The organism is Pantoea sp. JK, assembly GCF_026130245.1.
Classification (GTDB): domain Bacteria; phylum Pseudomonadota; class Gammaproteobacteria; order Enterobacterales; family Enterobacteriaceae; genus Pantoea; species Pantoea trifolii.
The window spans coordinates 438,682-457,450 of the sequence record NZ_JAINFN010000003.1 but is presented as its reverse complement, the minus strand read 5'-3'; the positions used below and the strand labels follow the sequence as shown (position 1 = coordinate 457,450).

Sequence of the window (18,769 nt, the reverse complement as noted above, 5' to 3'; positions counted from 1 at the left end):
AAATTACTGGGCGACCGGCTTACCGGCGCGAACAAAAATCGGTTTGGTGACGTTTACTGGCATTTCACGGTTGCGGATTTCCACAATCGCCTGCTCACCAATTCCGGCTGGCACACGCGCCAGCGCGATGCTGTAACCCAGGGTTGGTGAGAAGGAACCACTGGTAATAATACCTTGCTGCGGCTGACCTTGTTGATCGGTGAAACGCACCGTTAAGCCGTTACGCAGCACGCCTTTTTCGGTCATCACCAGGCCAACCAGCTTCTCGGTGCCGTGCTCGCGCTGCGCCTGCAGGGCATCACGACCAATGAAATCGCGATCGGCAGGTTCCCAGCTGATGGTCCAGCCCATATTGGCGGCGAGCGGCGAAACGCCTTCATCCATCTCCTGACCGTACAGGTTCATGCCCGCTTCCAGACGCAGCGTGTCACGCGCACCAAGTCCTGCCGGTTTAACGCCTGCGGCCAACAGCTGCTGCCAGAAAGCGGCGGCCTCATTCGCAGGCATGGCAATCTCATAACCCGCTTCGCCGGTATAACCGGTAGTGGCGATAAACAGGTTTTCTGCCTGCACGCCAAAGAAGGGTTTCATGCCGTCAACGGCATCACGCTGAGCAGCGCTAAATAGCGTTTGTGCTTTCTGCTGCGCATTTGGGCCTTGCACCGCAATCAGCGCCAGATCGTCACGCTCGGTCAGTTCCACGCCGAACGGCTGCGCATGCTGTTTAATCCACGCTAAATCTTTCTCACGCGTGGCGGAGTTCACCACCAGACGGAAGAAATCTTCGCTCATAAAGTAAACAATCAAATCATCAATGACGCCAGCAGAGGCATTCAACATGCCGGTATAGAGGGCTTTGCCCGGTTGGGTCAGCTTGGCGACATCGTTCGCCAGCAGATAACGCAGGAATTCGCGGGTACGTGCGCCGCGCAGATCGACAATGGTCATGTGGGAAACATCAAACATGCCGGCATCGTTACGCACCGCGTGATGCTCATCCATTTGCGAGCCGTAATGCAGCGGCATCATCCAACCGTGGAAGTCCACCATGCGCGCACCGCTTGCCTGATGCTGTTCGAATAGAGGCGTTTGCTGAGTCATAACCATCCTGTGAATACAAGTGAGTGTGACGCGCCTGCGTCGCCTTCGCAGGCTGACGCAAACGTTCTCTTTATGCTGAAGTTATCACCTAATGCGGCAATTAACCATGAGGAAAACGAGGGCGAAACACTACCACCTTTCGATGAGCCACCGAACAGCCACCAGCATAAATCACTGCATTATTGTGATTAGCCTCGCACAAAATACGACTAAATTACTTTCACGCAGCAAATTGAGGGAATAGACGCCGCAGGTTTAAGAAATGGTCCGGCATGTGAAAAGTTATTGCATGAATTAATCTAATGCGAATTAAGGGGTAAAATTAGAATAAATCAAATGAGGCGCGATTGCGGTGCAGCGCTGCATCATTGCGGTGCAGCAAAGAAAACGGCGCCTATTTAGGCGCCGTTGGCAGAGATGATTAGCGTATCCAGCTGGGTAGATCGTTAAGCCCCATCGCCTGTTTTAGCATCAGCGGTTTGACGCCCGGCAAAGTATCGGCGAGCTTGAGGCCAACATCACGCAGCAGCTTTTTCGCCGGATGGGTACCGGCAAACAGTTCGCGGAAGCCTTGCATCCCCGCGAGCATCATCGCCGCGCTGTGCTTGCGGCTGCGCTCATAGCGACGCAGATAGAGATGCTGACCAATGTCTTTGCCTTCCTGATGCAGGCGGCGAATTTCACCAATTAATTCGGCTGCATCCATAAAACCAAGATTCACGCCCTGCCCGGCCAGCGGATGGATAGTGTGGGCGGCATCGCCGACCAGCGCTAAACGGTGCGCGGCAAAGTTACGCGCATAACGTGCCGTCAGCGGGAAAGTTTTACGTTCGCTCTCGACCTGACACAAGCCAAGACGCATATCAAACGCCACCGACAGTTGCTGATTAAATAGCGCTTCCGGCATCGATTGCACGCGCGCCGCTTCCTGCGGCGAGAGCGACCAGACGATTGAGCATAAGTGCGGATCCTGCATCGGCAGAAACGCCAGAATACCGTCGCCATGGAACACCTGACGCGCAATGGCGTCATGCGGCATATCGGTGCGGATATTTGCCACCAGCGCGTGATGCTCGTAATCCCAGAAGGTCAGCGGAATATCCGCTTTGTCACGCAGCCACGAATTCGCGCCGTCGGCAGCAACCAGCAAACGGGCGCTCATCATGCTGCCATCTTGCAGCGTAATAAAGGCTTCGTTGTCGCCAAATGCCACTTGCTGCAACTGCGCCGGGGCAAACAGCGTGATATCGCTGCTCTGACTGGCACGCTGCCACAACGCACTATGAATCACTTCATTTTCAATGATATGACCGAGATGCGATAAGCCCTGCTGCTCATCATCAAAGCTGATCGAACCGAAGCTGTCCTGATCCCACACTTCCATGCCGTGATAGGCACTGGCACGCAGCGCCAAAATGCTCGACCAGACATCGAGCTTTTGCAGCAGACGTTCGCTGGCAGCGTTGATGGCGGAGACGCGAATCGACGCCTTGGCCGCCGGATCAAACTGTGGCTCGGGTGCTTTTTCCAGCACGGCAACGCGTAAGCCGCTACCTTGTAGTCCGCAGGCGACGGCCAAACCCACCATGCCGCCTCCGGCAATTGCCACATCAAAAGTTTGCATTGCTGCCCCTCAATTCGTGCTTAACGCTTAACCCAGCCGAGCGTGCGCACGGCAAGTGGATTTCGTAGCCAAGGCAGATGGTCCATCGCCACCAGCCCAAGATTTCGTCCTGCTACCAACGGCGCATAGCGGTTAGCAAACAGTCGGACTAAACCGTCAGTGACGCCAATAGTGGCGGCACGATCGGGCTGACGTCGCGCGGCAAAATGCTGCAATACCGCGAAACTGCCGGGATCTTGTTGCTGACGATGTGCGCCCGCCAGCGTTTCTGCCAGTGACATCACATCGCGCAAACCCAGATTGAAGCCTTGTCCGGCAATCGGATGCAGCGTTTGTGCCGCGTTGCCCACCAGCGCCAGACGATGCGTCACCTGACGTTCAGCGGTTTGCAGCGCCAGCGGATAATGCTCGCGTTGACCGGTATGCGTGAAACGCCCCAACCGCCAGCCAAATGCGCGCTGCAGTTCTTGCAGGAAGGTGGCATCGTCCCACTGCTTAACCGTTGCTTGCGCCTCAAGCGGATGGCACCACACCAGCGACATGCGGTTGCCGGACATCGGCAACAGCGCCAGCGGGCCGTGTTCGGTAAAGCGCTCAAAGGCGCGGCCCTGATGCGGTAACTGCGTCGACACGTTGGCAATCACCGCCAGCTGCTGATAATCGTCGCGCTGCCAGGTGATGCCGCAGGACGCGCCTAAAGGTGAACGCGCACCGTCGGCGGCCACCAGTAATGCGCCTTCCAGTTGTTCGCCGCTGTTCAGCGTGACCTGCACGTTATCTGCGGTGCGTGATACCGAAGTTACGCGATCCGGGCAGCGCAGCGTGACGCCAGGCGCTTTCTGCAGGCGTTGAAACAGTCGCTGGCCGACATCAAACAGTTCGACCACCTGGCCGAGCGCCGGAACCTGATGATCTTGCGCTTTAAGCGAAACAAAACCGGTATGACCGCGATCGGAAACGTGAATATCGGTAATTGGCGTGGCGCAATCGGCCAGCGAGCGCCACAGATCGATATCCGCTAACTGCTGACAGGTGCCTGCCGCCAGCGCAATCGCGCGTCCGTCGAAGCCAGGATGTGCGCGGCTATCGGGCTGGCTGCGTTCAATCAGCGTAACCGGCAGTTGGCCTTGCGTCAGATGTGAAATCGCCAGCGCAAGGGTCGCGCCGGTCATGCCGCCGCCGGCAATCAAAATGCTCATGCGTGACGTGCCGCCGCCATCAGAGCTTCAATCGCGTCGGCGTCTTTCACTACGCTGTCGGTGAGATTTTCGTTGCCGTCAGCGGTGATGACGATGTCATCTTCGATGCGAATGCCAATACCGCGATATTGTGGCGGCACTTTGGCATCTGGCGCGATATACAAGCCTGGCTCAACGGTCAGCACCATGCCCGGCTCAAGTAAGCGGTCGCGGCTTGGCGTGCCGTAATGGCCGACATCGTGCACATCCAGCCCCAGCCAGTGGCCCAAACCGTGCATGAAGAACGGACGATGCGCCTGCTCTTCAAACAGCGTATCGATGTTGCCATCCAGAATGCCGAGATCGACCAGCCCGGTGATCATGATGCGCACCACTTCGTCATTGACGTCATGGATGCTGATGCCCGGACGGAACATCGACAGCGCTTTGTAGAGCGAGGCCAGTACGATGTCGTAGATAGCGCGCTGCGGCTCGCTGAAGGTGCCGTTGACCGGGAAGGTGCGGGTGATATCGCCCGCGTAGCCGTGGAATTCACAGCCTGCGTCGATCAGCACTAAGTCGCCATCACGCATTTCACATTCGTTTTCGGTATAGTGCAGAATGCAGCCGTTTTCGCCAGAACCAACAATGGTGTTGTACGAGGGGAAACGCGCGCCGTGGCGATTGAATTCGTGATGAATTTCGCCTTCCAGCTGATATTCAAACATGCCTGGACGACAGGCTTTCATCGCTCGCGTATGCGCCAGCGCGCTGATTTTGCCGGCGCGGCGCAGAATCTCAATCTCTTCTGCGCTTTTGAACAGGCGCATTTCATGCACCCACGGACGCCAGTCGGTAACCGTATCCGGCGCACTGAGATTCTGACGGAAACCACGGCGCAGTTTTTCCAGCGCGCTGAACACCAGCTGATCGGCTTCTGCGTATTCGCCTTGCGCGTGGTAAACCACATCCAGCCCGTTAAGCAGTTGATGCAGCTGCTCGCCAATGTCATCCCACGGCAAGGCGCGATCGACACCCAGTTTTGCCGGTGCGGCATCCTGACCAAGGCGGCGACCAAACCAGATTTCGGCCGTCAGGTCACGCACGCGATTGAACAGCACGCTGTGATTGTGCTTGTCATCGCTTTTGATCAATACCAGCAGCGCCTGCGGTTCGTTAAAACCGGTGAAGTACCAGAAGTCACTGTTTTGCCGAAAGTTGTATTCGGTATCGTTGCTGCGCGTCACTTCAGGTGCAGCAAAAATCAATGCCGCGCTGCCTGGCGCCATGCGGGCAATCAACGCCTGACGACGTTGTTGAAACGTATCCAAGGTAATCATGTTTGCACTCCCTGTTGAAGACGGGCCACAACGCACCCGCATTGACGCGCTTAGTGTAACGTAGGCTTCTGTACTTCTGGTGCGGTTGGCTGATGCTGACGCGTGAAGGTGTCATGGCACAGCAGAGCGGCAACGCGCACGTATTCAATCACCTCTTCAAGCGACTGCTCCAGCTCTTCCTGATCTTCATCTTCGTCATAGCCAAGCTGTGCAATAGTACGCAGATCGTCAATCGCTTCGCCGGTTTCACCGGTCACTTTCTCCAGCTTAGGCTGAGTGACGCCCAAACCGAGCAGGAAGTGGTTTACCCAACCGGCCAGTGCATCCGCGCGATCGAATACCGTGATGTCATCATCTTCCGGCAACATCAGCTGGAACATAAAGCCTTCATCTTCCAGCGTGGTCGCCAGGCTTTCATGCAGCGCTTGCAACGGCTGAGACAGGCTCTGCGAAAACGCCATGCCTTCGTTGGTGAGATCGTGAACCATGGTTTTCCAGCTGGTATCCTGATTGCCGCCGCACAGGATCCCGGAAAGAAGACCATGCATTTCGGCTGGCGTCATGCCCACGCCCTGCTGTGAAAGGGCCGCGGCCAGCGCGTTGTAACTCGGCGTTGCGTTCTGTAAAGACATAAGCTTTGGTCGTCGTTGGCGGAATAAGTTCGTGTTATGCTACCACCAGGTGCCTCTGGGTTTCCAGAAAAGGGGTTGTAACTTATAACTCGGGTATATATAGTTTCGCACCTCCCAACCCATTGACCGGTAAGGGAGATGCGATCGAAGTAATCAGTTAGGATGGTGGCATGTCTGCACAACCAGTAGATATTCAAATTTTTGGTCGTTCGTTAAGAGTAAATTGCCCGCCTGAACAGCAAGATGCGCTGAATCTGGCCGCAGAGGATCTCAATCAACGGTTGCAAGATTTAAAAGTTCGCACTAGAGTCACCAATACAGAGCAGCTGGTGTTCATCGCCGCGTTAAACATCTGCCACGAGTTGGCACAAGAGAAAGGTAAGACGCGCGACTATGCAGCAAACATGGAACAACGTATCCGCATGCTGCAACAGACCATTGAACAAGCGTTAGTAGAGCAAGGTCGCATAACTGACCGCCAGGGCCCTAATTTTGAATAACACTTCATGGTCCTCATGCTAGAGTGACGGTGAAGTAAATTTTCTCTGAGATGTTTGCAAGCGGGCCAGTCCCCTGAGCCGATATTTCATACCAACAGAATGTGACGCTCCACAATTTGTGCGCATGCTCGGTCCGTCCGAGAAGCCTAATAGTTGTGACGGCATGTTCACCTTGAACCAAGGGTTCAAGGGTTACAGCCTGCGGCGGCATCTCGGAGATCTCCATTTAGTAGCAAGTCTGATTCCCCGGTTCGCATGATATAATCGCTTTTAAGAAGCGATTATTCCGGGGATTTAGATATCATGTCAGCGCCCTCACTTCTCGACCGTCAAGACATCCGACAGCATGTGCGCCACTTGCGCCGTAATCTCACATCTGAACAGCAAGAACAGGCCGCCGATCAGTTGGCTGAACACGCCATCAACATTGCGCCGATCGCTAATGCTCAACGCATTGCGCTGTTTTTGTCTGTCGATGGAGAGATCAATACCCGCCCGCTGATCGCCAAACTGTGGCAGCAAAAAAAACAGGTCTATTTACCGGTGCTTCATCCCTTCTCGCCGGGCAATCTGCTGTTTATCCGTTACACGCCAGAAACTTCACTCATGCCAAATAAACTTCGCATCCCGGAACCGCCGTTGGATATCACACAACTGGCAACGCTGGATCAACTCGATGTGATGCTGGTGCCGCTGGTGGCGTTTGACCATGCGGGTCAACGTTTGGGAATGGGTGGCGGATTTTACGATCGCACGCTGCAACACTGGCAGCAGCATGGTTTTCTTCCGGTGGGGATCGCACATGATTGCCAGCGCGTAGAAGCGCTGCCAGTCGCTGCATGGGATGTGCCGCTACCCGCGATACTGACGCCATCGAAACTGTGGCAATGGGAATCGTAAACAGGAAAAACAAAGGGCGCCGATGGCGCCCTGATTAATCAGTACAGCAGACGGGCGCGGATGGTGCCCGGAATCGCCTTCATCGCCTGCAGCGCTTTATCCGCTACATCTTTTTCCGCATCGATATCAATCACCACATAACCCATCACCGGCGTAGTTTGCAGATACTGAGCCGCGATGTTGATACCCTGCTCGGCAAAGATCAGGTTAATGGCCGTCAATACGCCTGGACGGTTTTCGTGGATGTGCAACAAACGGCTCGCGCTCGCTGCATGCATTGGCAGCGAGACTTCCGGGAAGTTAACCGCAGACAGCGTAGAACCGTTATCCGAATACTTCGCCAGCTTGCCAGCCACTTCGATACCGATGTTTTCCTGCGCTTCCTGTGTTGAACCACCAATGTGCGGCGTCAGAATCACGTTGTCGAACTCGCACAACGGAGAGTTGAATGGATCGCTGTTGGTGGCAGGCTCAACCGGGAACACGTCGATGGCGGCACCTGACAGATGTTTGTTCGCCAGCGCATCACACAGCGCCGGAATATCAATCACGGTACCGCGCGCGGCGTTGATCAGCAGCGCGCCTGGTTTCATCAGCGCCAGCTCTTCGGCACCAATCATGTTCTGGGTCGACTGGGTTTCAGGAACGTGCAGGCTCACCACGTCGCTCATGTTGAGCAGATCGGAGAGATGACGCACCTGCGTCGCATTACCCAGCGGCAGCTTGCTTTCGATATCGTAAAAGAACACGTGCATACCGAGGCTTTCTGCCAGCACACCCAGTTGCATGCCGATGTGGCCGTAGCCGATGATACCCAGTTTTTTGCCGCGTGCTTCGAACGAACCGTTGGCGACTTTATTCCAGATGCCACGGTGCGCTTTGGCGTTGGCTTCAGGAATGCCACGCAGCATCAGCAACATTTCGCCAATCACCAGCTCAGCCACTGAACGGGTGTTGGAGAACGGTGCGTTGAACACCGGCACGCCGCGTTTCGCCGCAGCACCGAGATCAACTTGGTTGGTACCGATACAGAAACAGCCGACTGCCACCAGCTTTTCTGCGGCAGCGAAGATCTCTTCGGTCAGTTGGGTACGGGAACGGATACCAATGAAGTGCGCATCGCGGATGGAGGATTTCAGCGACTCCGCATCCAGCGCCCCTTTGTGAAACTCGATGTTGGTGTAGCCTGCTGCACGCAGGTTTTCCAGCGCACTCTGGTGAACGCCTTCCACCAGCAGGAACTTAATCTTGTCTTTTTCCAGTGATACCTTTGCCATTTCCCGACCCTATTCAGAATTCAATGAGGACTACCATAAGGTAGCCTTCTGTCAAAATATCAAAAATTTCGTGCGCAGCAATACAAACGATTGCCTGGGAGCCAGCACGCGCCCACGCGGAGACAGCACAATGCCGTACAAAATCGTGACATCCTGAGTGGACGAAGTACGAACTCACTGCTGATGAATCTTTTGTGACATAAGTCACCAAATTTCAGCCTGGCGAGAAAAGATGTTTTGCGGATGGAAATAACCGGCGCATGACGCGCGCCGGACAGATCATTTTACGATGGTTTTCACACCGTCGGCGGTGCCAATCAGCGCGACATCGGCGCCACGTCCTGCAAACAGGCCAACGGTCACCACGCCAGGCAGCGCGTTGATGGTTTTTTCCAGTTCGATGGGGTCGAGAATTCGCAGATTATGCACGTCGAGAATAATGTTGCCGTTGTCGGTAATGACGTTCTGGCGATACTCCGGCAAGCCGCCGAGTTTAACCAGTTCACGCGCCACATAAGAACGCGCCATCGGAATCACTTCAACCGGCAGCGGGAAATTGCCCAGCACATCGACTTCTTTCGATGCATCGGCAATGCAGATGAATTTCTTCGCCACCGCCGCAACGATTTTCTCTCGCGTCAGCGCTGCGCCACCGCCTTTGATCATCTGCATCTGCGGATTGATTTCATCGGCGCCATCGACGTAAACCGACAGCTCATCAATTTCGTTGAGATCGAAGACGTGAATACCTAACGCTTTCAGTTTCTCTGTCGAGGCTTCCGAGCTGGAAACCGCACCTTCAATCTGATTCTTCATGGTGCCGAGTGCATCAATGAAATGCGCTGCCGTTGATCCGGTCCCTACGCCGACAATGGTGCCGGGCTCTACGTACTGAAGGGCTGCCCAACCTACCGCTTTTTTCAGTTCATCCTGGGTCATGGTATGTTTAAAACCTGTGCGACATCGAAGTGCGCGTAGTATAAAACAAGGCGCTGTAAAAAAGCGCGACTGTTAGACAGCCGATTTAACGCTTTGGAAGCCAGCCCGCAAAAATGCGCCGCAGCACAATTTGACAGTTTTATGGCATAGTAACGTCCACCCTGAACGAGAGAGAACAACAATGAAACGCCCGGATTATCGAACGCTTCAGGCGCTGGATGCTGTGATTCGCGAGCGCGGCTTTGAGCGTGCGGCACAAAAACTCTGCATTACCCAATCTGCGGTTTCGCAGCGTATTAAACAGCTGGAAAATTTATTTGGTCAGCCGCTGCTGGTGCGCACCGTGCCACCGCGCCCGACCGAGCAGGGACAAAAATTACTGGCGTTGTTACATCAGGTTGAACTGCTGGAAGAGGAGTGGCTGGGTGATGACAACGGTGGAACCACGCCGCTGTTGCTGTCGCTGGCGGTCAACGCCGACAGTCTGGCAACCTGGCTGCTGCCCGCGCTGAAAGATGTACTGGCCGATTCGCCGGTGCGCCTGAATTTGCAGGTAGAAGATGAAACCCGCACGCAGGAACGTCTGCGTCGTGGTGAGGTGGTCGGCGCGGTGAGTATTCAGCCACAGCCGCTGCCCAGCTGCTTAGTGGATCAATTGGGCGCGCTCGATTATCTGTTCTGCGCCTCGCCTGATTTTGCTGCACGTTACTTCCCAAATGGCGTGACGCGCTCTGCGCTACTGAAAGCGCCGGCGGTGGCGTTTGATCATCTGGATGATATGCATCAGGCGTTTTTACAGCAGAATTTTGACCTGTCGCCGGGCAGCGTGCCCTGCCATATCGTTAACTCGTCAGAAGCCTTTGTGCAGCTGGCGCGTCAGGGTTCGGTGTGCTGTATGATTCCGCATCTGCAGATTGAGCGCGAGCTGGCGCAGGGTGAGCTGGTGGATTTGACGCCAGGCCTGTATCAGCGTCGTATGCTGTACTGGCACCGGTTTGCGCCGGAAAGCCGCTTGATGCGCAGCGTCACCGATGCGCTGATTGCGCACGGACATCGCGTGCTGCGTCAGGATGTGTTGCCGCCGTAAAGATCAGGTCGCCTTTCATGGCGACCTGATCTACAGACTTACGGTGTATTCGGTTTGATTTCGAACACCACATCCACCTGATCGTCAAAGTGAATGCTCTGCTGCTCGTAAGTTTGCTGCGCGGTGGTATCAGCGGGTGCAGCGGCGGCTTTATACATGCGCGCCATCGGCATCGGTTGATAGTTCGCAACGTGGTAGCGGATGCTGTAAACCGAACCTAACTTGGCGTTAAATCCTTCTGCCAGCGCATTGGCCTGCTGTGTAGCATTGGCAATCGCCACTTTACGCGCTTTCTCTTTATAGCTGTCCGGATTCGCCACACCCAACTCGACGGAACGAATTTCATTCAGGCCAGATTTCAACGCGCCATCCAGCAGCTCGTTCAGCTTGTCCAGCTGACGCAGCGTCACCTGCACCTGACGCTCGGCACGATAGCCTTTCAGTACCGACTTACCTTCTTTGGTGTAATCGTACTCTGGTTGCGTACTGAGGTTTGCCGCATCAATATCTTTTTTCTCGATACCGTTCTTTTGCAGGAAATCGAAATATTGCGCCACGCGGTCATCAGCTTGTTTCTTCGCTTCTGCCGCGTCTTTCGACGAAACATTCACCACAATAGCGAGCGTCGCGAGATCTGGCGTGGCATCAACGCTTGCCTGTCCAGACGTCACCACATGCGGTCCATTCGGCAATTCGCCTGCCTGAACTAAACCGGACAGTGCGCCGGTGCTCATTACGGCGGCCAGCGCCAGTGCTTTCAGTTTCACGAAAGTCCTCCTTGAGGGATTCAATTAGCAGGTTGCCATTATGGCTAAACCCAAAACACATTAACATGTGTGCTTATCTGATTAGTAAACAGCTCAAAAGTTCGAGCAATCTCCTTTTTAACGTAGCCGCGATCGCAAATTCAGCTGTACGGATTCGCCTATTAAGCACTTATTCGTTTCTATTAAAGAAACACTTCTGGGTTCGGGAGAGTTGCCAATGACAGAACAGCCGCTTAGCCAAACAGCCGTCAGCGTTCGCGCTGGACGCACGCGCTTTCTGATGCTCGCTCTGGTATTTATTAATATCATTATCAATTACATGGATCGTACTAACCTGTCGGTTGCCGCTACCGCAATGGCGGGCGAACTGCGCTTCACGCCGATGGAGATGGGATTGATCTTCTCTGCTTTCGGCTGGATCTACGCTGCACTGCAGATCCCCGGCGGCTTCCTCATAGACCGCCTTGGCGCGCGCGTGGTCTATGGCGTCGGTTTATTTGCCTGGTCATTGATTACCGCGCTGCATGCGCTTGCCAACAGCTTTGGCGCACTGTTTGGTCTGCGGCTCGGCGTGGGAGCGTTTGAAGCGCCGGTGATGCCCTCCAATAATCGGGTAATTTCCAGCTGGTTCCCGGAGCAAGAGCGCGCCAGTGCGATCGGTATTTACTCCTCAGCGCAGTTTGTCGGCCTCGCCTGTATGACGCCGCTGCTGTTTCATCTGCAGGATGCATTTGGCTGGCGCGGGCTGTTTTTGATTACCGGAGTCGCGGGGATGATTTGGGCGCTGGTGTGGTATTGGCTCTACCGCGAGCCAAATCAGCATCAAGGCGTGTCCGAAGCTGAGCTCAACTATTTGCGCGACAACGGTGCGCTGCTGGAGAGTCGGCAGAATACGCAGCAACCCAAAGCGCGCTGGAGTGATTTGGCGCAGATGTTCCGCAGCCGAAAATTGGTCGGCATCTATATCGGCCAGTTCACCATTTCTGCCACCTTCTGGTTCTTCCTCACCTGGTTCCCGACCTATCTGGTTGAGTATCGCCACATGGGCTTCATCAAAAGCGGATATGTGGCTTCGGTGCCCTATTTCGCCGCCTTCTGCGGCGTGCTGCTGGCCGGATTTGCCTCGGATCGCATGATACGCCGCGGCATTTCTGCCAGCGTGGCGCGCAAGCTGCCGGTAATCCTGGGTCTATTCCTGACGCTGTTTATTCTTGGTGCCAACTACACCGATGATTCCACGCTGATCATCCTGTTTATGTCGCTGGCATTTTTCGGCAACGGACTGGCAACCATTACGTGGGTGTTTGTCACGGCGCTGGCACCGCGCCATTTGATTGGCCTGGCGGGCGGCGTATTTAACTTTACCGGCGCGCTCTCCTCCATCGTGGTGCCGATTGCTATTGGTGCGTTAATCGACGGCGATAACTTCGCGCCAGCACTGGCGTTTATCGCCGTGCTGGCCGCGATTGGCATCTGCAGTTATCTGTTTATTGTCGGGAAAATCGATCATGTTAGCGCGGGGTGATGACGGTTTGCGCCAGCGATTGCAGCTGTTGCAGCCGCTGCGCGAGATGCGCCTCATCGTCCTGCCAGATTTTGGCAAACGCCAGTGCAGCGCGGTTGTTATCGATCGGCTGCGCCATGCTGATTTCGCCGTCATCACGGTGCCAGATCAGGTAACTCTCAGCACGCTTACGCGCCAGCAGCGGCGCAATTTGCAACCACTGTTCGTCGTTAAAACGCGGGCGCAGCGCCTCATCGCTCTCCGCGGCCAGCAACGACACGCCAATCACCGATTGCCACGCGGGCAGCATGCGGAAACCCGCCAGCGCCTGGCTGGTGTTGATGCGTTCACCGGGTTCCGAGTGCCAGATATAGATCACCTGATCTTCCCACAGCACGCCCAGCGCCACCACAATATCGCGCGGCGCATGCCGTTCCAGCTGCGGCAACGCCTGTGCAAACAGCGAAGATCCGCGAATTGCCTGTGCCGCCAGCGCGTGAATACCGGGGCCGGGCAAATAGCGTCGATGCTCATCCTGCGTGGTCAGTCCAATCGAGGCCATGGTCATCAGCAGTCGATTCACGCGCGTGCTGTTCATCCCCATCTGGCGCGCCAGTTCACGGCAACCCACGGCTTTATCACTGGACACCAGATATTGCAGGCAGCGAATACCGTCAATCAAGCTTTGGTTGGGTTGAGAAGACATAGATCACCTGCGGCGGGAAAAATCCAATCTTAGCCTTAGAGTCAGAGGAATGAAATGATGCAGACTTTCTCTACGCAAAATGTGCGCGACTTTCCGCAACAACGGCTACAAGCGGAGTTGCTGATCGTCGGCGGTGGACTGGCGGGCGTATGTGCCGCACTCGCCGCCGCACGCGATGGCCTTGATGTGGTGCTGATTCAGGATCGTCCGGTACTGGGCGGCAACGCCTCCAGCGAAGTGCGCTTGTGGGCCAACGGCGCCACTTCGCACATGGGCAATAACAATCGCTGGGCGCGCGAAGGCGGCATCATGGGCGAGATCATGGAGGAGAACCTGTGGCGTAACAAAGAGGGCAATCCGGTACTGTTCGATATGGTGCTGCTGGACATGGTGCAGGCACAGCCCGGCCTGACTTTGCTGCTCAATACGGTTGTTACTGAGATCGAAAAGTCGGGCCGCCGCTTGCAGTCAGTGCAGGCATTCAATGCCATCAATCAAACGCGTTATCAGGTTTCGGCGTCACAATTTATCGATGCCAGCGGCGATGGCGTGTTGGGCTATCTGGCCGGTGCGGCGCATCGTGTAGGTGCCGAATCCGTGGAGGAGTTCGGCGAGAAAATGGCGCCGGGCGAGAATTTTGGCCACAAGCTCGGGCATTCCATATACTTCTACACCAAGCGCGCAGCGCAATCAGTACGCTTCGTTGCGCCCACTTTCGCCTTGAAAGAGATTACCGCCATCCCGCGCTATAAACGCCTGAGTTCAGAACTGAACGGCTGCGATTTATGGTGGCTGGAATGGGGCGGACGGCTTGATACCGTGCACGAGAGCGAAACCATCAAGTGGGAGCTGTGGAAAATTGTCTGGGGCGTGTGGGATTACATCAAAAACTCCGGCGAATTCCCCGATGCCGATAACCTCACCATCGAATGGGTTGGCCTGATTCCCGGCAAGCGCGAGAGTCGGCGTTTTCTCGGCGATACCCTGCTTTGCCAGCAGGACATCATCGAACAGCGCGACCACTACGACGCGGTGGCGTATGGCGGCTGGTCGATTGATCTGCATCCGGCCGACGGCGTCTACAGCGAACACGATGGCTGTCGTCAGTTCCACAGCAAAGGCACTTACACCATTCCCTTCCGCGCACTCTACAGCCAGTCGCTGGACAATCTGTTGTTAACTGGCCGACTGATCTCCGCAACGCACGTCGCCTTTGGCAGCGCTCGCGTTATGTGCACCTGCGGCGTGCTGGGCGAAGTGGTGGGTCGCGCGGCAGCGCTGTGCCAGCAAATGCAGATCACGCCCGCCGAACTGGCGCAGCCAGACCGCGTTGGTCAGCTGCAGCAGCATCTGCTGCGTCAGGGCGCGTTTTTTCCACGACATCCGTTGGCAAACCCCGCGCGTGATGCGCATGTCACGGTGAGCAGTACCTTACAGCTGCGCGCCCTGCCCGCTGATGCCGGTTGGCAGCCGCTAAAATCCCGCTGTGCATTACTGCTGCCACTTAAAGCGGGTGAACGCTTGCCGACGATTAGCGTGCAGTTACGCGCCGCATATGCGCAGAAATTACAGGTATCGCTGCTCTCCAGCGCTAATCCGGCCAATATCTGCGGCGATTGCCATCTGGCCAGGCAAAGCATCACGGTTACTGAGCAAGGCACGTATCGACTGAGCTTTGATTATCGTGCCGATTGCGATCGCTATGTGTTTATCACCTTTGAGGAGAACGCCGCGATTGAAGTTGCGCTGACCAGCCAGAGTTTGCCGGGCGTGATGATGGTCTTCAATAGTTTGAATCCGCGCGTGGCGAAGCGTACCCGGCAGATTAACGATGGCGATTACGGCGTTGATGAGTTTGATTTCTGGCTGCCGCGCCGTGCCCCGCAGCAAATCCTGCTGGCCTTTGCGCTGGACATGCCGCTGCAACTCTGGCACCGCGACTACCTGCTCAACGGCAAGCTACGCCCGGAACAGCACACCAATTGCTGGGTGCCCGCGCAGGATGATACGCATCCCTACGCGTGCTGGCACTGGAACGAACCGCAACGGGCAAAACAGATTACCTTGCTGTTCGACAACGACTTCGATCATGCGATGGAAACGGTGCAAATGGGGCACGCACAGGCGGTGACGCCGCACTGCACCACGCATTATCGGGTATGGCTGGATGAGATGCTCTTGGCGGAGGTGACGGAAAATCATCACTCGCTGTGTCATCACGCGGTGCCAAAAGGCGTGAGTTTTAGCCAGATTCGGCTGGAGTTGCTCGCCAGCGCGGGCGCGCTACCCGCACTGTACGGATTACATCTGCATTAGAGAGCGGCAATGCCCTGACGCGCCAGCTGAATGGCGATAAACCACATCACGCCGCCGACCAGCAGATTGATAATGCGCTGCGCCCGCACGGTGCGCAGCCGCGGCGACAGCCACGCTGCCAGTAGCGCCAGGCCGAAGAACCAGATGATTGAGGCGCTCACGGTGCCAAATGCAAACCAGCGACGCGCATCTTCAGAGGGAAGCTGGCTACCGAGGCTGCCGAGCACCACAAAGGTGTCGAGATAGACATGCGGATTGAGCCAGGTGACTGCCAGGATGGTGGCGATAATGCGCCAGCGCCCTTGTTTCAGCTCTGCGTCAGAAGCCAATGAAACATCGCCCTTCCACGCACTGCGCAGCGCGCCCCAGCCGTACCACAGCAGAAATGCCACGCCCGCCCAGGTGATCAGCATCAATAAGATCGGCGATTGATTCAACAACGCGCTGCCGCCAAAAATCCCACCGCAGATCAGCGCAATGTCGCTAATGGTACACAGCGATGCGGTCATCAGATGGTAGTGGCGTTTGATGCCCTGATTCATCACGAAAGCATTTTGCGGCCCTAACGGCAGAATCAGCGCAGCACCAAGAGCAAGCCCTTGTAAATAAACAGATAACACGGAAACAATCCTAAAAAATGGGGAGATGCGATGCAGTATAGTGACGCGAGGATATTAGAGGAAATTGAAATATTTAATCGGCCATTAGAATAAGTAATAAAAAAGGCACCCGCAGGTGCCTTTCTTATTTACTCAGTGCGCGCAGGTTGCTGTTGCTCGCTCTTCACCTGATGCAGATGCACATCCATCTGCGGATAAGGGATTCCGATGCCGTTCGCGTCCAGCGTACGTTTGAAGTTCTTCATCAGATCCCAATAGACGTTTTGCAGGTCGCTGCTTTTGCTCCAGCAACGCACCACAAAGTTGAGCGATGACGCAGCCAGTTCATTCAGGCCGATTTGGATACCCAAGTCTTTCAGTACACGCTCATCCGCTTCAACCACTTCACGGAAAAGTGCAATTACCTGATCAACATCCGCATCGTAAGCGACGCCAATAATGAATTCGTTGCGACGGATCGGTTCGCGCGAATAGTTAATGATATTACCCGCGATGATTTTACCGTTTGGTACCACGACAATTTTGCCATCAGCCGTTTTCAAGGTGGTGGAGAAGATCTGCACGTTTTGTACCGTGCCCATCACGCCACCGAGATCAACAAACTCACCGGTTTTGAACGGGCGGAAGGTCACCAGCAATACGCCTGCAGCCAGGTTGGATAGCGAGCCTTGCAGCGCCAAACCCACCGCCAAACCGGCAGCACCCAGCACGGCAATCACGGAAGCGGTTTGCACCCCAACGCGTCCCAGTGCAGCGATGACGGTGAAAGCGATAATTCCGTAGCGCACCATTGCAGAGAGGAAATCTGCCACTGTCGCATCAATGTGACGCGCCAGCAGAACGCGATTAATTGCATTGGAGACGATGCGGGCAATGAACATACCAATGATGATGGTAACAATCGCCGCCACAATATTGACCGCATAGCTCAGGATCAGCGCCTGATTACGTACCAGCCATCCACCCGCACTATTAATGCCGTCGACGACGTTTAAGTCTTCCATTTGTTAGCCCTGTTGTTGAGTTTCCCGCAGGAAATTGCCAAAAACTGCCAGATTGACTCCGGCATTCCGATTACAAGGGTAAACAAAAATAGGGCGAAGCGCCAAAAATGGCCTGAATTCGTGGGATTTTCCGGACGAGACGCATAAAAAAAGGCCCTTGCGGGCCTTTTTGCTACTGTAAGGAAAAATTACAGTACGTCGACAGCGTTAAGCTCTTTGAAAGCCTGCTCGAGGCGAACAACCATTGAAGCCTGAGCAGAACGCAGCCACACGCGTGGGTCGTAGTATTTCTTATTCGGGCTATCCACGCCAGTCGGGTTACCCAACTGCGCTTGCAGATAGTCTTCGTTCTTTTTGTAATACTGCAGAATACCGTCCCATGTTGCCCATTGGGTGTCGGTATCGATGTTCATCTTGATCACGCCGTAGCCGATAGACTCTTCGATTTCTGCAGCAGAAGAACCTGAACCACCGTGGAACACGAAGTCTAGCGCGTTGTGCGGCAGATTGTGTTTCTTGGCCACGTATTCCTGAGAATCACGCAGGATGGTTGGAGTCAGTTTCACGTTGCCTGGCTTGTACACGCCGTGCACGTTACCGAATGAAGCCGCGATGGTGAAACGTGGGCTGATTTTGCTCAGCTCGGTGTAAGCGTAATCAACGTCTTCTGGCTGAGTGTACAGAGCAGAAGCGTCCATGTGGCTGTTGTCCACGCCGTCTTCTTCGCCACCGGTGCAACCCAGTTCGATTTCCAACGTCATATCCAGCTTGGCCATGCGCGCCAGATACTTAGCAGAGATCTCGATGTTCTCTTCCAGTGACTCTTCAGACAGGTCGATCATGTGAGAAGAGAACAGCGGCTTACCGGTTTTCTTGAAGTGCTCTTCGCCCGCGTCCAACAGACCGTCGATCCACGGCAGCAGTTTCTTGGCGCAGTGATCGGTGTGCAGGATAACTGGCACGCCGTACTGTTCAGCCATCAGATGCACATGGTATGCACCCGCGATAGCGCCGAAGATTGCCGCGCCCTGAGGTTTGTCGGTTTTGAAACCTTTACCGGCGATGAAGGCAGCACCACCATTGGAGAACTGAACGATGACCGGCGCTTTCACTTTGGCCGCAGCTTCCAATACCGCGTTGATAGAGTCCGTGCCGACGCAGTTAACTGCTGGCAGAGCGAATTTGTTCTCTTTCGCTACCTGGAAAATTTTCTGAACGTCGTCACCAGTGACAACGCCGGGTTTTACGAAATCAAAAATTTTAGACATGTTTGT

General features: G+C 55.2%; 17 protein-coding genes and 1 other RNA gene. 6 read left to right on the top strand and 12 right to left on the bottom strand.

What is annotated here, in order from left to right:
* Positions 1 to 3 precede the first annotated feature (3 nt).
* The 5 genes from gcvT to PanJK_RS09605 form a co-directional block, all read right to left on the bottom strand.
* A complete protein-coding gene (gcvT, locus tag PanJK_RS09625; RefSeq protein WP_265299256.1) occupies positions 4 to 1,101 on the bottom strand; it encodes a glycine cleavage system aminomethyltransferase GcvT in 1,098 nt (365 codons plus the stop codon).
* Between the two features lie 421 nt (positions 1,102 to 1,522).
* Complete coding sequence (ubiI, locus tag PanJK_RS09620) at positions 1,523 to 2,725, bottom strand: FAD-dependent 2-octaprenylphenol hydroxylase (RefSeq protein WP_256697300.1); 1,203 nt, start codon at positions 2,723 to 2,725, stop codon at positions 1,523 to 1,525.
* A gap of 20 nt (positions 2,726 to 2,745) precedes the next feature.
* Positions 2,746 to 3,924: a 2-octaprenyl-6-methoxyphenyl hydroxylase gene (gene ubiH / locus PanJK_RS09615; protein ID WP_265299253.1), complete on the bottom strand. Its 1,179-nt coding sequence runs from the start codon at positions 3,922 to 3,924 to the stop codon at positions 2,746 to 2,748.
* The gene (pepP, locus tag PanJK_RS09610) at positions 3,921 to 5,243 is read right to left on the bottom strand and encodes a Xaa-Pro aminopeptidase (RefSeq protein WP_265299252.1); all 1,323 of its coding nucleotides are present in this window, start codon (positions 5,241 to 5,243) and stop codon (positions 3,921 to 3,923) included. Before pepP ends, ubiH begins: the two co-directional genes overlap by 4 nt.
* A gap of 50 nt (positions 5,244 to 5,293) precedes the next feature.
* A complete protein-coding gene (locus PanJK_RS09605) occupies positions 5,294 to 5,875 on the bottom strand; it encodes a YecA family protein (protein WP_008108255.1) in 582 nt (193 codons plus the stop codon).
* Between the two features lie 170 nt (positions 5,876 to 6,045).
* Here PanJK_RS09605 and zapA point away from each other — a divergent pair, with 170 nt between their 5' ends.
* From zapA to PanJK_RS09590, 3 genes are all read left to right on the top strand, one after another.
* Positions 6,046 to 6,375: a cell division protein ZapA gene (zapA, locus tag PanJK_RS09600; RefSeq protein WP_007890288.1), complete on the top strand. Its 330-nt coding sequence runs from the start codon at positions 6,046 to 6,048 to the stop codon at positions 6,373 to 6,375.
* 39 nt (positions 6,376 to 6,414) lie between these two features.
* Positions 6,415 to 6,598: non-coding RNA, 6S RNA (gene ssrS / locus PanJK_RS09595), on the top strand.
* Positions 6,599 to 6,678: 80 nt separating this feature from the next.
* Positions 6,679 to 7,275 carry a 5-formyltetrahydrofolate cyclo-ligase gene (locus PanJK_RS09590; RefSeq protein WP_265299247.1) on the top strand — a complete coding sequence of 199 codons (597 nt, stop codon included), beginning with the start codon at positions 6,679 to 6,681 and terminating at the stop codon, positions 7,273 to 7,275.
* A 38-nt stretch (positions 7,276 to 7,313) separates the two neighbouring features.
* Here PanJK_RS09590 and serA read toward each other — a convergent pair whose 3' ends face one another.
* Positions 7,314 to 8,552, bottom strand: coding sequence for a phosphoglycerate dehydrogenase (gene serA / locus PanJK_RS09585; RefSeq protein ID WP_008108257.1), 1,239 nt, complete (start codon positions 8,550 to 8,552; stop codon positions 7,314 to 7,316).
* 279 nt (positions 8,553 to 8,831) lie between these two features.
* Positions 8,832 to 9,491 (bottom strand): ribose-5-phosphate isomerase RpiA, encoded by a 660-nt coding sequence (gene rpiA / locus PanJK_RS09580; RefSeq protein WP_008108258.1) that lies wholly within the window; start codon positions 9,489 to 9,491, stop codon positions 8,832 to 8,834.
* A gap of 181 nt (positions 9,492 to 9,672) precedes the next feature.
* On the opposite strand from rpiA, the gene PanJK_RS09575 reads away from it, so the two are divergent.
* Entirely contained in the window at positions 9,673 to 10,578 is a 906-nt protein-coding gene (locus PanJK_RS09575; RefSeq protein ID WP_265299243.1) for a LysR family transcriptional regulator ArgP, read from the top strand.
* A 38-nt stretch (positions 10,579 to 10,616) separates the two neighbouring features.
* Here the strand turns inward: PanJK_RS09575 and PanJK_RS09570 are convergent, their stop codons facing one another.
* Positions 10,617 to 11,345: an oxidative stress defense protein gene (locus PanJK_RS09570; RefSeq protein WP_061719855.1), complete on the bottom strand. Its 729-nt coding sequence runs from the start codon at positions 11,343 to 11,345 to the stop codon at positions 10,617 to 10,619.
* Positions 11,346 to 11,562: 217 nt separating this feature from the next.
* On the opposite strand from PanJK_RS09570, the gene PanJK_RS09565 reads away from it, so the two are divergent.
* On the top strand, positions 11,563 to 12,870 hold the full coding sequence (locus PanJK_RS09565) for an MFS transporter (RefSeq protein WP_258143871.1): 1,308 nt from the start codon (positions 11,563 to 11,565) through the stop codon (positions 12,868 to 12,870).
* Here PanJK_RS09565 and PanJK_RS09560 read toward each other — a convergent pair.
* Positions 12,857 to 13,555 carry an IclR family transcriptional regulator gene (locus tag PanJK_RS09560; protein WP_256697308.1) on the bottom strand — a complete coding sequence of 233 codons (699 nt, stop codon included), beginning with the start codon at positions 13,553 to 13,555 and terminating at the stop codon, positions 12,857 to 12,859. The genes PanJK_RS09565 and PanJK_RS09560 overlap by 14 nt on opposite strands.
* Positions 13,556 to 13,612: 57 nt before the next feature.
* On the opposite strand from PanJK_RS09560, the gene PanJK_RS09555 reads away from it, so the two are divergent.
* Positions 13,613 to 15,871, top strand: coding sequence for an FAD-dependent oxidoreductase (locus PanJK_RS09555; RefSeq protein WP_414858942.1), 2,259 nt, complete (start codon positions 13,613 to 13,615; stop codon positions 15,869 to 15,871).
* Here the strand turns inward: PanJK_RS09555 and argO are convergent.
* The 3 genes from argO to fbaA all read right to left on the bottom strand — a co-directional run bounded on the left by argO (position 15,868) and on the right by fbaA (position 18,763).
* Positions 15,868 to 16,491: an arginine exporter ArgO gene (argO, locus tag PanJK_RS09550; protein ID WP_061719851.1), complete on the bottom strand. Its 624-nt coding sequence runs from the start codon at positions 16,489 to 16,491 to the stop codon at positions 15,868 to 15,870. The genes PanJK_RS09555 and argO overlap by 4 nt on opposite strands.
* 128 nt (positions 16,492 to 16,619) lie before the next feature.
* Positions 16,620 to 17,495 carry a small-conductance mechanosensitive channel MscS gene (gene mscS, locus PanJK_RS09545; protein WP_256697311.1) on the bottom strand — a complete coding sequence of 292 codons (876 nt, stop codon included), beginning with the start codon at positions 17,493 to 17,495 and terminating at the stop codon, positions 16,620 to 16,622.
* 188 nt (positions 17,496 to 17,683) lie between these two features.
* Positions 17,684 to 18,763 (bottom strand): class II fructose-bisphosphate aldolase, encoded by a 1,080-nt coding sequence (gene fbaA / locus PanJK_RS09540; RefSeq protein WP_256697312.1) that lies wholly within the window; start codon positions 18,761 to 18,763, stop codon positions 17,684 to 17,686.
* Between the last annotated feature and the right edge of the window lie 6 nt (positions 18,764 to 18,769).

Coding starts and splice junctions, on each gene's coding strand:
- PanJK_RS09560 (WP_256697308.1), bottom strand. CDS start 13,555: ATGTCTTCTCAACCCAACCAAAGCTTGATTGACGGTATTCGCTGCCTG.
- ubiI (WP_256697300.1), bottom strand. CDS start 2,725: ATGCAAACTTTTGATGTGGCAATTGCCGGAGGCGGCATGGTGGGTTTG.
- mscS (WP_256697311.1), bottom strand. CDS start 17,495: ATGGAAGACTTAAACGTCGTCGACGGCATTAATAGTGCGGGTGGATGG.
- fbaA (WP_256697312.1), bottom strand. CDS start 18,763: ATGTCTAAAATTTTTGATTTCGTAAAACCCGGCGTTGTCACTGGTGAC.
- serA (WP_008108257.1), bottom strand. CDS start 8,552: ATGGCAAAGGTATCACTGGAAAAAGACAAGATTAAGTTCCTGCTGGTG.
- PanJK_RS09555 (WP_414858942.1), top strand. CDS start 13,613: ATGCAGACTTTCTCTACGCAAAATGTGCGCGACTTTCCGCAACAACGG.
- PanJK_RS09605 (WP_008108255.1), bottom strand. CDS start 5,875: ATGTCTTTACAGAACGCAACGCCGAGTTACAACGCGCTGGCCGCGGCC.
- zapA (WP_007890288.1), top strand. CDS start 6,046: ATGTCTGCACAACCAGTAGATATTCAAATTTTTGGTCGTTCGTTAAGA.
- ubiH (WP_265299253.1), bottom strand. CDS start 3,924: ATGAGCATTTTGATTGCCGGCGGCGGCATGACCGGCGCGACCCTTGCG.
- gcvT (WP_265299256.1), bottom strand. CDS start 1,101: ATGACTCAGCAAACGCCTCTATTCGAACAGCATCAGGCAAGCGGTGCG.
- PanJK_RS09575 (WP_265299243.1), top strand. CDS start 9,673: ATGAAACGCCCGGATTATCGAACGCTTCAGGCGCTGGATGCTGTGATT.
- PanJK_RS09590 (WP_265299247.1), top strand. CDS start 6,679: ATGTCAGCGCCCTCACTTCTCGACCGTCAAGACATCCGACAGCATGTG.
- PanJK_RS09565 (WP_258143871.1), top strand. CDS start 11,563: ATGACAGAACAGCCGCTTAGCCAAACAGCCGTCAGCGTTCGCGCTGGA.
- pepP (WP_265299252.1), bottom strand. CDS start 5,243: ATGATTACCTTGGATACGTTTCAACAACGTCGTCAGGCGTTGATTGCC.
- rpiA (WP_008108258.1), bottom strand. CDS start 9,491: ATGACCCAGGATGAACTGAAAAAAGCGGTAGGTTGGGCAGCCCTTCAG.